The sequence below is a fragment of the Metabacillus sp. B2-18 genome (assembly GCF_021117275.1).
Classification (GTDB): Bacteria; Bacillota; Bacilli; order Bacillales; family Bacillaceae; genus Metabacillus.
The window spans coordinates 122,865-137,339 of sequence record NZ_CP088246.1 but is presented as its reverse complement, the minus strand read 5'-3'; the positions used below and the strand labels follow the sequence as shown (position 1 = coordinate 137,339).

General features: G+C 34.7%; 9 protein-coding genes. 6 read left to right on the top strand and 3 right to left on the bottom strand.

Annotated elements, in window-relative coordinates; all coding sequences use genetic code 11:
* Window position 1 precedes the first annotated feature (1 nt).
* The 3 genes from LPC09_RS26230 to LPC09_RS26220 form a co-directional block, all read right to left on the bottom strand.
* Window positions 2–871, bottom strand: coding sequence for a hypothetical protein (locus tag LPC09_RS26230; RefSeq protein WP_098797067.1), 870 nt, complete (start codon window positions 869–871; stop codon window positions 2–4).
* A 158-nt stretch (window positions 872–1,029) separates the two neighbouring features.
* A complete protein-coding gene (locus tag LPC09_RS26225; protein WP_098797066.1) occupies window positions 1,030–3,879 on the bottom strand; it encodes a type IV secretory system conjugative DNA transfer family protein in 2,850 nt (949 codons plus the stop codon).
* A complete protein-coding gene (locus LPC09_RS26220) occupies window positions 3,876–5,189 on the bottom strand; it encodes a replication-relaxation family protein (RefSeq protein WP_231309859.1) in 1,314 nt (437 codons plus the stop codon). The genes LPC09_RS26225 and LPC09_RS26220 overlap by 4 nt, the downstream gene beginning before the upstream one ends.
* A gap of 1,210 nt (window positions 5,190–6,399) precedes the next feature.
* Here LPC09_RS26220 and LPC09_RS26215 point away from each other — a divergent pair.
* From LPC09_RS26215 to LPC09_RS26190, 6 genes are all read left to right on the top strand, one after another.
* Window positions 6,400–6,837, top strand: coding sequence for a hypothetical protein (locus LPC09_RS26215; RefSeq protein ID WP_098797064.1), 438 nt, complete (start codon window positions 6,400–6,402; stop codon window positions 6,835–6,837).
* Window positions 6,830–8,284: a hypothetical protein gene (locus tag LPC09_RS26210; protein ID WP_098797063.1), complete on the top strand. Its 1,455-nt coding sequence runs from the start codon at window positions 6,830–6,832 to the stop codon at window positions 8,282–8,284. The genes LPC09_RS26215 and LPC09_RS26210 overlap by 8 nt, the downstream gene beginning before the upstream one ends.
* A gap of 723 nt (window positions 8,285–9,007) precedes the next feature.
* Complete coding sequence (locus LPC09_RS26205) at window positions 9,008–9,994, top strand: hypothetical protein (protein WP_098797062.1); 987 nt, start codon at window positions 9,008–9,010, stop codon at window positions 9,992–9,994.
* Window positions 9,995–10,833: 839 nt separating this feature from the next.
* Entirely contained in the window at window positions 10,834–12,123 is a 1,290-nt protein-coding gene (gene istA, locus LPC09_RS26200; protein WP_231309175.1) for an IS21 family transposase, read from the top strand.
* Entirely contained in the window at window positions 12,116–12,871 is a 756-nt protein-coding gene (istB, locus tag LPC09_RS26195; RefSeq protein ID WP_098798503.1) for an IS21-like element helper ATPase IstB, read from the top strand. Before istA ends, istB begins: the two co-directional genes overlap by 8 nt.
* Before the next feature lie 472 nt (window positions 12,872–13,343).
* Entirely contained in the window at window positions 13,344–13,793 is a 450-nt protein-coding gene (locus tag LPC09_RS26190; protein ID WP_098799022.1) for an RNA-dependent RNA polymerase family protein, read from the top strand.
* The last annotated feature ends 682 nt before the right edge of the window (window positions 13,794–14,475 follow it).

Here is a 14,475-nt window from a genome sequence, read left to right as displayed (position 1 = left end):
ACTAGAATGCGCCAAAGCTGCGTTTATTTAATAAGTTCGCAAAATTAGCTTCTACTTGATTGATAAGAATTTTTCCTCGTTTGCCTTTCTTATCTAAAAAACGAATTTCCCCTTTTGCTTGAACACCAGGAGGTAAGTAATCGTTATAACGATCTCTTAACCTTCTATTTAGATTACCAATTAGATTTATACCACTAGCAGTTTCACAGTAATATGAATTGTATCCAGGGGCTTGACCAGTTATTTTAAAGCCAATATAATCACCAACTTTATAATGATCTTCTATACTTTCCCAAATAGCTTCTTTCTCGTTTTTAATTAAAGCTTTACGGCTTAACCTAATACGATACGGTAGATTCTGCTCTCCTTCGTTTTCTAAGCGGGAAATCGTTAATACCTCAACTTCCAATACTGTTCCAACAGGTACAGTTTCTCTAAGATTAGTAGAGCGACGAATATCCCATTCTTCCGGTGGAATAATACATGGATAACCTTGAACCTCTAAGTAAACAACATTTTTATCACTCACACCTGTTACTGTCCCTTGTACTCGATCACCTATTTTTACACTTTCAGTAAATTCTTGTGCTACTCGTTTTAATGCAGCAATACGACTTACACTTACTACTTCATCTGTTACTTCCATAACAATAAAAGGTACTCTCGTTTGAATAAATCCATTTAGATTGGCTATATCACGTTCAATGAAATCTTCCCTTTTACAATAGACCTTCTCTCCTTGATAAAGGATAACGATTAGCTCGTCCTCTTTTCCCCCAACCGATACCTTTCTGATCGATTCCACTTCTCCGTATTGAACCCATTTACGTTCTCTCGATTCCTTCAACATTTCCAGTAATATCTTGTTCATACTTCAACCTCCTGATGGAAATAAAAAAAGACGCACAATCCCCCTGTTTTAATAAAACAAGGGAACTATGCGTCTTCCGCCTATAATTCCTATATTTGATTCACATAATTTATTTAACTTACTGTAAGAATTGACCATAAATCCCATTTGTGCAACTACTAATTTCCATTCTTTTTACTCATAATCTTTTTAAGTAATTCCATGCTTTCATTACCTAATTCAACACTCTTTAGCTCTTGTGTAGCATGTTCATACTTTTCGTCCTGCACAACAGTAACTTGTTCTAATGGAGATGAAGTCTTCTGTTCTTTCATCATAGCAGTGAACGACGCTGGAGCTGCTTTCTTAGAGACAGCTACACTTCCTTCATCATTTTGCCTTGTTTTTTGCCCAAATGCATGACTAAAACTGACAGTATGCCTTTTTAAGTCAGCGGAAGGAGTTTGATGTTCCCTTTTTTCTTGGAGATATTCAAGATCCTCTTTAGGTACATCATCAAAGATTGAATTATCTTTCTGTTCTTGATCATTTAAAGAAACAGGCTTACTGTTAATTTTACCTACACTATAATTTACTTTTTCCTCTTGTTGTGATTCCTCTTTTACATCTTCTACTTCATAATTTTCCTCAGTAATTTCTTGACCTTTATGTTGGGAATGTTTAAAACGGTTATGCTCTTCTTTAACAACCTTTTGCTCTTTATCAAAAGATAATAGTTCCTTTTTTAATACACTGGCCGAATCTTCTTGTTCATCATCTTCTGGAATAACTAATGCTTCAGAAACATTCACTTCTTTCTTCCAATAGTCCATGAAGAAGTTTACCGCTTCTGAATCAAGAGACTTCTTCCACTTATCCGCTTCTGACGTATCTACAAAATCACCTTCCGCTCGTATAGCTCGTTTACTAGATTTCTCTTGTACCATACGTATATAAGAATAGCGGAACTCTTGGAACATAATATCATCTACAGAAGCAAGGTCTTTTTCTGTTCTTACTGTACTCTCTGAATATCCAAAACTAGGATTATCCATATTGTCAGGAGTGTAGCTCTCTCTCACCTGTATTTCTTCAACTACTGTTTTTCCTAGATACACGCTTAACAGTTCAGCATCATATTTCGAAACACCACCATAAACTATAGTGTTACGTATTGTCCCTAACATACTTTCTGTAAATTCCTTACCAAATTTAACACCAAACTGTGTAAGAGATTGACAAGCTACTAGAGGAGCAAACTTATACTTCCTAGCCTTACCAGTTAATTTTAAGAACTTCTCATTCATATAATCATAGAATTCATCAGCATAGAACGATACGATTGGTCTTGTGTTCTCTGTACCGCTTCTTCTAAAAATGGCATTCTGAACGCATAGTAAAACCAGCTTCCCAAACGTATCACTAAGATCTTGTAAATTTCCATCATCGGTATTAACAAGTAAGATGCCTCCTTTACTCATTAATCGATCAAGGTCAACTTCATTCTTAGCAAGCAAAATTCTCGCAAGATAAGGGTTCTTGGTAATATCAGACAACAGATTTCGAGTTTGCCTTGTAAACTCAAATTGCAAATCTTCTACTACTACCTTCCCTTCATGCTCATGTCCCCTTGGGTACTTTTCAACCGTACCATCACGATCTTTTTGTACTCGTAGCCCTTCATTTTTAAACCATTTAACAATCTTTTTTACTATCATCCAATGAATGACATCATCTTGCTTCATTTCTTTTACTACATTTTCAGGAGGTATCGTCTTTTCAATGGATTCAACCATATCCATAACCATTCTTGGATCTTGATACATATCATCAAGCATTGGAATTGTAGCCTCATTGCCTTTGTAAAACTTTAGAAGGTAAACATAATGTTTCAAAACAGCTCGTGCCGCTTGACGGAAAAACTCATTATTCGTCTGAGCTATCGCTTCTAGCACACTTGTTATGGTTTCAACTACCTGAGCGGTTGGACCGATCATCGCATTGAATCCTGGAGTATCAGGGTTGCTTGGATCTAGATAGGTGATAAACTCTCTTGGAATATTATGTTCTAAAGCTAATTCATAAGCATCATCACAAAGGTCTTTGGCTGGTTCAATAATGACTGTACCAATCAAATGATTACCCATATTCCTTTCAAACTCTTTTGAACCTATCCCGTATTTCTTTGCAAGTTTAGGAAACTCATTTATCATCCGCTGCATATGACCTAAATCCTGCCTGTATGCTGTTTTAATTTTGATAGATGTTTTACCAGAACCAGGAGGACCTATTAGTAAGGTTCCCGTTTGGCGGGATTCACCTTCTAAAATAACTGGTGCATTCGTTTCAGCATTTCTAGCTAGTTGTATGTCAGGAAGTCGATTAACTTTATCCTCTCCAAAACGACCAATCCATCCTCTTTCAAACCTATAAGTACGAAACCATTCTTGCAAATTCGCATCTTCTTTGTAATTGCCATACAAGTAACTAGCATATAGACCAACAATAACTATTGGTGTGACCATCAATAGATACCCAATAAATTCAAGAGCACCTCTATGCAAATAAGCAGCATGTGCTGGATCAATCGTTTCATGTATCTGAACTAACTCGTCATATCCAATAAATTTAATTTCACGAATAATATAAAACAAGATAACAACAGCCAATGTACCCCAAGACAAACAAAAGCTAAATGTCCTTCTCGGTACTGATTTACTGAACCTCTTTACCCTTGTTGCTAATATCCAGTTTATAAATGCTAATAACGCCACTACACCAACTACCCAAAGTGGAGCGGTTTGCGGAGTCATATAAAATGAAATGTACAAAGGATACCCTAATCCTAACGGGAAGTTTTCAATTGCGATTCCTTTGTCCCAATGAAGATTCAAACTAAATACCACTATCAACATTGATAAAAACGAATAGAGGAACACGAATAACGTAACATGTAAGAGAACCGAAACGACATCAGGCGTCTTAGGACTTTCTTTTATTTGACGTAGCAGGGGCTTTAACTTATTCATAGCAATACCTCCCGCCACTGTACTTTATTATGTTTCCTTTCCTCTCTATGAACTTTCCCCCAATAACCTAATTCACTTAGTTCACTATAAGAAGCATAGTGCAAATATTTACTAACAAAGGTAATATCCCGCTTGAAGGATTCGTTATCAGGATACAGAAGTATAAGTTTTATTTGCTGAAATATAGATAGTCCACCCTCTTTAATCCATTTCTCAATAGTTCTAACCTTACCTATAGGATTTACCCAATTCGTCATGCCATTAAAGATTATCTGTATTTCATCTTCCTCCCCTTCAATCAACACTATATGATCCGGCTTTAAAGGGAGCCTTAACTTTTCAACCACCTCATCGATAACTTCTAAATAAGCAGCCTTCTTATTTACCGCCCTATAGTTTTCAACTAGGCTTCTTATTGAATTTCTGTCTGTCATCGGTTCATTCAACAATACATTTCCTTCCCGCTCTACAAACAGAGACACAGCTTGGGCAGTAGATTCCTTTTCACCTTGAAAGATGTGGATTTTCTCGTCAATTAGTTCACTTTCAAAAGAATAAATCATAGTCTCTCTTATATTACGGTGACGTGTTGTGCCATTGACCTGTTTTGGATAGAACATAACTAACGACTTGCTGATCATTTCCTCTCCTTCTTTTTTGTAGGCTTCCCATTTGTCTACCAATTCGGTGCGAGACATGGTTCCTCTGTCACACTCGACACTCACCATAGGTTTCAAGAATTGCTCATCAAAAGTAGTCCTTCTAAAAAAATAAGGGTAAAGGAGCGGATTAGATGTGGGATTTATTTTTTTCTCTTCCTCCCATTCCTCTGTTTTTTCAAAGATCATCCAATCTGGTCTATAAGAAATTTTTTCATCATCATCGAAAATTGGATACCTTCTCCACTCGCAATGGAAGCTTTCAGGTTGTCTAGAAAGGTACAGACTTAACCAATCTTGCACTTCATAAAAATGTTCATGTTGCCCTCTGACTTTTAAATCATCTAGCGTGTAATGTTCTTTATAGTCATCAAGCTGCGGCACATATTCTTTCACTTTGAGTATGTCTTCAATCAAGATCCTTAGCCCATACAAAGACAGTGAATAAACTAAAACAGGAACACTTTTTATTCCAGCTCTTGAATTAACAGAAAGCACCTTTCGATCAGCTAAAGTCCGTAATCTGTTTCTCAACGAATTGATATGAAGATTGAATTTTCCGATTTGGTATAACTGATCGGCTGTTAGTGCCCTGTGCTGATAGAGTGACAAGAGAATAACATAATCAATCTCCTTGTTAGAATGAATCATACTTCGTACTCTTTCGGCGTCATAAGATCTATTTCTACTTGGGCTCTTACTTACCTGAACCCGTTCATCACCCAGTCGCATATAACTTCCTCCCTAATAAAAAAGACGCAACGAAGAATCCTCGAAACTATACGAGAACAAATCATTGCGTCTTCCGCCTATATTATTTAGCTATACGCTATACGTTAAACGATATAAATATATGATGTCAATAGACTCCTCGCTAAGCAATACGACGTACTACGAAATGCTACGAAAAATTTCGTCAAGAGTAGTAGACTACAATGAGTTCAACAAAGTTTGGATATTAAGAGCCAACGAAATGCTCTAAGCGGGGTTACATAGTTACCTCCGGTTTCCGCTAAATAAAATCTATTCAATACGAAATGATACCAACAAATGCGAAAAAGCACTCAAAACTCTTGTTAATTAAGAATTTTACATTATGAAAATTACAATTATGCAGGTTATGAAATTTAATATGAAATTAATTACAGCTTATGAATGGGCTAATACTTATAGTTAGTAAGCTGATTCATATAAGTAATTCATAGCTAGTATTCATTACTTACTTCATAAAGTAACAATTATATGTTTCATATTCTGTTTCATATTCTGTTTTAATTCTGCGAATTCAATTATTCATAGCTTGATTCACAAAAACCGCATTCTAATCATTAAGGATGCGGTATCCAACAACGATTGTTTAAAGACTAGTTCAAAAAGAAACACGTCGAAAGAATGCGAATGTTTTGGTATGTAAAGAATTATTAGTTTATATACAGAAAATTGCTTTGGTGTCCTATAGAAGTGTCTATTATAAGACACTTCTATATCATTAAATTTCATTTTAATAGACAGAAGTACTATTTTATAAAGGTTTTTTATAGTATCTACATACAGACACTATATAATTTTAAAAACGTGATTTTCAGATGAATCTCAATACATTTTTACTAAAAATAAACTAAAAACTAGAGTTTTCCTCTTTTAAATACATCAAATTACGAAAATATAAATAGATAATAAAACAAATAAATAAAATAACCTCTTATTATAGACACCATAAACAAACGTATATATATCAACGGTTAAAAAGCACTGACATTCCTCCTCACTTAAATAGTATCTTATTATACAGTCTTGATACAGACACTACATTAAGGTAATATATAGTAAACTATGAATATACAGGAGGTGACTAGATTGCATGAACCAGGATCAATATAGAAAGCATCAAAATGCAATATTCCCCATTGATTTAATAGAAATGTTTACGGATATTATCGAAAGTGATACCGTGAGCAGAAAAGTCTTCATCCACATAGGTCGTACACTTAAATCTCAGAAAGACTCAGTTGATAGAATTCATGGAGTTACAGTCAATGACATAGTGTCAAACGTACAAGTGGAGAGAAAAGAAAGAGTAACAAAAGGGAAATCTTTTATATATAAACCAGTTACCACAAATATAGATCGGAAAGCAGCAGAGAGAATTGTAGATAAACTCTTAGATATGTCACTACTCTACTATGAAGAGGTAAAACCTTATAAATTTCTCTTCATGACAAGTCGTGGCTGGCAAATTACAGAAGCGATAGTTAAAAGAAATAAATACAAAAAGGGAGTTGAAATAAGCAATGGCTAAAACATTCACAAAAAATACCCCTGCTATAAACATGACGGTAGTAGGATTTGGACAAGCTGGCTCTAGAATAGCTGACGAATTCGCTTCAATAAAAAACGAAAATGGAAACAGTGTATATAACTGCTTAGCTTTAAATAGTAATGATGGTGATTTAAAAGGTCTGAAATACATAACAGAATCAAATCGTGTATCACTAAACTTAGGTGGTCTAGGAAAAAACCCTCAAAAGGCTATCTCCATTTTAGAAGAAAATGAAGACGTGAAAAATCGATTGAAAGGTTTTATTCAAGAGCGTGTAAGACCTACAGATGATCTAGTGTTATTTTTCGCTGGACTTGGTGGCGGTACAGGTACTTCAACAATCGTTAAGGCTTTAGAAGAATTTTATGATTTTAACAATAAACCTTTAATAAAAAAAGAACTGGTTAAACTACAAAGTGAAATTGAACCTAAAGAATTTAAGGAAAACCTCAAAAAATACATGAAGATTGCAGTAAAAAAAGCTGAGGAAAAGTTTATTAAAGTTGGAGTAGTTGTTACTCTCCCCCTTCGAGCTGACGGTCCCGATGCGTTGAGACAAGTTAATGACTTTGCCCAACGGATTTGGAAAATCGGTCAAGATAAAACTAAAGGGATTGCATTTATTAAATTTGCGGATAATCAACACTTTTATGATGAGTTTAAAAAATTACCTGAAAACGAACGTGGAAATGTTGAGAATTATCGTGATTATGCTAACAAACGCTTTAGCGAAGTATTCCACGAATTAAATACAGCGACTACCGGTGGTGGAACTAGCGTAACCTTTGACTCTCAAGATTTCAGAAGAATTATTTTAGAAAACACTGGTTCATTAGTAATCAATAAATTAACTAAACCTATAACTAACATAAATAATGGTCATGATGTTAAAGAAATGTTGTTAGATTCAATGGAAGGAAGCTGTTTTCATCAACCTATAGAATTAACTAACGTACTCGAAAACGGTGATATGGTAGCAGCAAAAGTTCATCATATAGGTTTGTTAGCAGTATTAGATGAAAAAAAATCTTTAGGATCATCATTCATTGATGATGCCCGTGTTGAGATAACAGAAAAGAATACCTTTTCTTTGAGTGGAACTGTTTTCACTGGTTACTTAGAAGAAAAAAATGATCACTCTGCTACAGTGTATACATTCTATAAAACAGACGGTCTCCCTGCCCGTCTTGCTAAAGGATTAGTAAAAGAATACGAAGAATTTCAGGAGCGACAAAAAGCTGTTATTTACCAATCTGCTTCTATCGAATCAATTAATGATGAAGATGACGATGATGATTTCAATATTGACCTTGCTGAATTTGGACTTGAAGAAGTAGCTTCTACCAAAGAAAAAGATCAAAATGAAAACAAGAATAATTATGAAGTAGATATAGATAACCTTAATTTTGATGATTTGGATGATTAATAATATAAAACACCTTTAAACAAAGGGTTCATATGAGAACAATTAAATAAACACAGCACAGCATATAGAGGTGGAGTTATTAAAGACTCCACCTCTACTTATTTTTTAGCTAAAGGTCCAAAATTGTGCAATGACTTATTAGAGAACTTGCAAAACTAATCAATATCTGTATCTGTTTATCAGTGCGAGTTGAATTTTCATCATAGGTTATCAGTTGTTATTGAAATCATCACAATATTTTTTAAAGAGCGCCTCCCTTTCTTAAGTTTAAGAATTTCTGTTTTTTATTACTTTTACTGTGTGATACAAACTTATTCCAATACTTTATACACTACTTCTTTTTTAGGAGCCCCCTATACATTCCCAAACTCACTATTAACACAAAAACTTGGATATACCACAACTCAATCACCTCCAAAACGAGTTACGATTTTTTTCGTACACTTTCGAACGCTATACGAATTTTTTCTTTAATTTTCGTTCATCTAGTTACGTGAAAAGTAGAAGCACCACTCACTACTAAGTTATACGAAATTATACGAAGTTAAACTAAAATAAATTTCGTATCGACATTTAAACTATTTTCATTTTTATTTATCGCAGTATTTGCTATAATAACTAGTATATTCACATATTCCACCTTCGTTTCTTTTCGAATCGAATCGTATCTTATTATTTTAATTAGAAAAGCCACTTAGCAAGACTGAAAGGAGGTTCAAGAACATGTTATATGATGAAAATGATTTAGTCCCAAGATTAGAAGATGAACTAAAATACGATCCTCTTTATACACAAATAAAAGATCGACCAACATTAAAAAAAGAAATGTTTGAAAATAAATTTATCGCTGCACTCCAAGAAGACTTACATCGATGGTATAGTATCGCGGAAGCAGGAGCGATTTTAGACTCCAATAAACGAATAGCTGCTAGCACTTTAAAACATTACATAGATAACCTAGAAGACTATGTACTTCCAGATGAAGCTCCACAATCGAGATATATAAGACTAAACTATCTTTCTATAGTGAAGTTAAAGATGGTTTGGTTACTAAAAGATGAACTAAAAATGACAGGGTTACAATCGGCTGTAGGTATTATTGGAACACCTGTAAACAATAATATGTCAAATAGTTATGCACCATCCTTAGATCAAAATCAAGAGCTCCGCCAATATATGCAAATGACAAATATGCTAATGTCCATTTTTATGGAAAGGGGAGAGGATGGTAGGCCTAGGTTAAAGGAGGACATATCAAACCTTCTGCAAAGTAACCAAAAGCTTTTAGAATCTGGAGATTTCTTAAAAAAGGTAGAAGAGCAGTCTGAAACTATCGAGGAATTAAATAGACAGATTAACGAAGAAAAGAAAAATCGAGAAACCTATCAACAAGAATTAGAAGAGAAATATAAAGATAATTTATTAGTTAAAGATCAACTTATTAGTGAATTAGAGTCAAAATTAGAACAGCAAAACAAAACCATAAAGTCTGAAATTGATGAAACATTAGTAAAGAAACTTGAAGAAAATGATAATAAGTTTAATGATTTTGTAAATAAGAATAGAATTCAGTCTAGGGCAAAGCAAATGGCTGAAGAAGAATGGGATAAACAAGGAGCATTTTCTAAAATTTTTGGAAATAGGTCTGAGTTTGTTAAAAATAAGACCGAGGAATTCTTAATAAAACTCACTAAAGATTTTGATAATTAAATTACCATCCATTTTTTTGTGGAGAAATAATAGGAATAATTGCATATCAATTTAAAGACCAGATCACTTAGCGATTTGGTCTTTTATATTTGTTAATTTAATAATGTTTTTGCTCTCAAAAACATCGTACAATTCATCAGAGCTAAGCATAATAAAGCTTATAAATTGTTTTACTAATATCAGAACAAGTCAATGAATAGTGAAAAACGGTGCCAAACAGTGCGAAACACTGCGAATATTGCGACAGAGATGTAGTTGATATGTTCTTGAAGAACTTTCTCGAAGATGAAATAAATTGATAGTATACGAAACAATAAAAAGAATGAGAAGAAAATTGAGGTTAGAAGTTTTGGTGGAGTGACAGAAACTTGGCAAAATTTCAACGATTAGCTACAAAAGAAGATGACATCGCTGTTTTTCATAATCCTTCTTACTTTTTGTAGTATATTGTTTAACTTTAACCAATCTAGAACTTATATATTTTACATTCTCTTACCTTTGTTCTCTGTATGTTTTATTGTGCGCCTGGCATGTGAGAGGGTGTAATTCCCGAACTGTGAAGGCAGAAGTAGCAGTTAGCTTAACACAAGGTGTCCATGGCAACGTGAGATTTAAAGGAAGTAAGCGACAAATCTACAGTCTGAGGAACACGAACTTCATAAGAGGCTTGTACGGTTGGACGATTTTGCAACACAAAACGAAGTGCTTTTTTCTGAAGGTGGTTTCAATTATATGATGCAGATATATGTATAAATGCTAATTTAATAATGAACAAAGATGATTACATAAAAATGTACAGTTTTGTGATGTACATGCATACTTAGTTTGAGGTGGAGAGAATGCATGTACAGCTAGATTTAACGACAGAGATAGAAGTAAAAAGTCTAGAAGATTTACCAAAGTTAAAATTTCTAATGGAGAGCTTAAACATGAAAATAAATAAAAGTAAGATAGGGCGAGAATTGGGAGTAGATCGGAGGACTGTGGATCGATATTTAAATGGAAAGGGGCCAAGTAAAACCCGTAATAGAAAATCTAGAATAGATGAGTTATATGAAGTTATATCAGACTTACTCTCAAAGGATTCAATACAAACTTTTTACTACAAGAGAGTTCTTTGGGAGTACTTAAAGGATAACCATAGTTTGAACTGTTCCCAGTCATCTTTCCGACGATACATATCAAACAAACCTGAGTTCCAAGCATATTTTACCGATGGTAAAAGAACTCAAGCTGCACAATCTGTTGTTCGTTATGAAACCCCTCCGGGGGAACAGGCTCAATTCGACTGGAAGGAGAACATAAAATACATAACGTGTGATGGGGAGATTATACACGTTAATGTAGGAGTGTTGGTGTTAGGAAATTCAAGGTTTAAGTCTTATGGTTTAACCATATCCAAATCACAAAGTATATTAATGTCCTTTTTAATGGAGTGCTTTGAAGCAATTGGTGGAGTACCAAAGATCATTTTAACGGACAATATGAAAACAGTAATGGATGAACATAGAACAGAGTATTCAAAAGGAGTGGTTAATGAACGATTTGAACAGTTTGCCAGTGATAGTGGATTTGAAATCAAACCTTGTATTGCAGGAAGGCCAAGGACAAAAGGGAAAGTAGAGAGTATTATGAAGCTCTTAGATGAGATTCATGCTTATCAGGGGAAATTCACTTACGAAGGACTTCACCAATTTGTACAAAAGCTTTGTGAACGCCATAATCAAAGTTTTAATCAAGGAAATAGAAAGATTCCAATACTTGCTTTAAAACAAGAAAAGAGTCACTTACTCCCCCTACCAAGGAAAGAAATAAGAGACTCTTATAAGATCAAACACAAGCTTGTAAAGGTTAACCCTGCGAGCATGATTACGTACAAATCAAACCAGTATTCAGTACCAGCTGAATACAAAGGGAAAACCGTTGGTTTACAAGTCTATGACGATCACATACATGTATATTATAACACGGATTTGATCGCTCAACATCGAATCAGTAATAAGGTGTTGAATTATAAGGAAGAACATTATACAGACGTATTGTCACGGGGAATGCCAGACTATCCTGATATTGATGAGCTAGCTAAAAAGAATCTACTGGCAATGGATGAGGTGTATAAAATTGAATAGTAGTTATCAACAATTAGTAAGTAATTTAGAATATTTAAACTTAAAACAGATGATTACTCATCTTAACGATACCATTGATTTTAGTACCAAGAATGAATTATCTCTCGTTGACACATTGATGAAATTAACGAACTATGAAATAGATGTTCGTGAGAAAACAATGATAAATTCAATGGTTAAGGTGGGGGCTTTTCCCCACCGTAAAGAGATAAATGAGTTTAACTTTGATTTTCAACCAACGATAAATAAACAACAAATTCTTGATTTTCTTTCTCTGCGTTTTATCGAAGATAAACAGAATATTATCTTCATGGGAACTAGTGGTGTTGGCAAAACTCACTTAGCGACTTCGATTGGAATCGCTGCAGCCAAAAAACGAACAAGTACCTATTTTATTAAATGTAATGAACTTATCTTAAACTTGAAAAAGGCAAAGCTAGAAAATCGCTTAGAGTCTCGATTAAAGCACTATGGGAAATATAAATTACTAATTATTGATGAAATTGGTTACCTTCCAATTGACAAAGAAGATGCCAAACTATTCTTTCAGCTAATTGATTTGAGATATGAAAAGAAAAGTACAATCTTAACTACAAACATTAGCTTTAAAGAGTGGGATGCGGTGTTCCAGGATTCTAAATTAGCGAATGCAATATTAGATCGTGTATTACACCACGCAACAGTTGTCAATATTGTTGGTCCCTCTTATAGAATTAAGGATCATTTACAAAAAGAAGATGATGATTAATTTTGTACATTCTTAAACGATCAAAATTGTACATCGTTAGCTTGACATTTACAATATATGGAGGGAAAGATTGTACTCTTACCCAGGGAGGTCTGACTGATAAGCCTGTAACACTCGGTAACCTATTTAGCGATAAATTCCTGAACAGCCAGAATTCATAGTTCCAATGGTAACTAGAGTTAATGGGGGAAGTGCTGAATCATTTTAGGAGAATCAGCACTTGGCGTATGTGTTACTTGACTAACAGAAACATTAATCCTAATGGAGACAGTTGTGAATCAACTAGGGACAATAGAAAGGCTGAAAGTAATATCACACTAGAAGTATGACTGATTCACGTAGGAGTTGATATCTATGTTGGAACGAATCTTATAACATCAAAACGTTAATGTGCACACGAAAGGAGTGGAACGAAATAAAGGAGATGCCGTTGTGTAGATAAGAAAGCGTAAAGAACCTATGGTCTCATCTCATAGAACAATGGAAAACCTTAAGAACTTATAAATGGTACCTACCTTACACACCCCTTACGTCGAATCGAAATTCCGACAGTGATAGATACCTTATCCAACAGGCTATTGCGGAAGCACTCAACAAGGAATTTCATCCCTTATTCTCCAAGCAAAGCTACTGCTTTAGACCGAACAATCGTGGTCATGATGCGGTCCGACAAGCTAAACGTTACATCAAAGTAGGAAATAGGTGGGTAGTGGACATTAATTTAGAGAAATTCTTCGATAAAGTGAAGAATGACCGGCTTATGAGGATACTAAGCTTTCGTATAGATGATCCAAAAGTTCTTCAATTAATACGGAGGTATCTACAGTCAGTTGTAATCGAAAAGGGACTTTTCAGTCGAAACACTGAAATACTAATCAAGGGGAACCGCTCAGCCTCTTTTATTAAATATCGTTTTAGATGAGCTTGAGAAGGAGTTGGAGAAAAGAGAGTTGCGGTTCGTTCGTTATGCAGACGACTGTGCGTCACGAAAGTGTGTGTGAGTAGAGCAGCTATGCTGTACAAATGATGACGATGGAGCCTTCGGAGTCGCCATCCAGGTTGTAATTTCAAACTACATTAAGGTGCTGTAGTTAAAAGCTAGGGTATTGAGCGTAAAGAAAAGGGCGTCAAGAACTGTCAAGTGAGTGTTATGGAGATGAATGATTATGTGAACCACTTATGAAAATATCGAAAGCGTAGGGATCCATCAAGACTAGGGAGTAGTCGTTAACCTAGGACGAGCTTATAGGAGGGGCTAGGGTGGAATCATATGTCCTCAGGGAGTTAATTTCTAAAACCAGTAAAAGCAGTAGCTATACCAAAAAAGAATGGTGGAACAAGAACACTTGGAATTCCTACAGTCGAAGACCGAGTAGCACAGATAGGTACGAATCTATATTTTTGAACCAACAGTGGAGAAATTGTTAATGATGATTTTTATGGATACCGACCAAATAAATCTGAAATTCATGCAACTGAGGCTACAAGGAAAAGAAGTTGGCTGAAAGACTAGGTGTTAGAGTTCGATCGATATTAACGGTCTAATTGATAATATCCGATATGACTTTACCTTATTGAAATGGTAAAACGTTATACAAATCCAG

Bases quoted from the DNA above. Each gene is read 5' to 3' on its own strand.
- LPC09_RS26230 (WP_098797067.1), bottom strand. From the start codon at position 871: ATGAACAAGATATTACTGGAAATGTTGAAGGAATCGAGAGAACGTAAA.
- LPC09_RS26220 (WP_231309859.1), bottom strand. From the start codon at position 5,189: ATGATTCATTCTAACAAGGAGATTGATTATGTTATTCTCTTGTCACTC.
- LPC09_RS26225 (WP_098797066.1), bottom strand. From the start codon at position 3,879: ATGAATAAGTTAAAGCCCCTGCTACGTCAAATAAAAGAAAGTCCTAAG.
- LPC09_RS26215 (WP_098797064.1), top strand. From the start codon at position 6,400: ATGAACCAGGATCAATATAGAAAGCATCAAAATGCAATATTCCCCATT.
- LPC09_RS26205 (WP_098797062.1), top strand. From the start codon at position 9,008: ATGTTATATGATGAAAATGATTTAGTCCCAAGATTAGAAGATGAACTA.
- istA (WP_231309175.1), top strand. From the start codon at position 10,834: ATGCATGTACAGCTAGATTTAACGACAGAGATAGAAGTAAAAAGTCTA.
- LPC09_RS26210 (WP_098797063.1), top strand. From the start codon at position 6,830: ATGGCTAAAACATTCACAAAAAATACCCCTGCTATAAACATGACGGTA.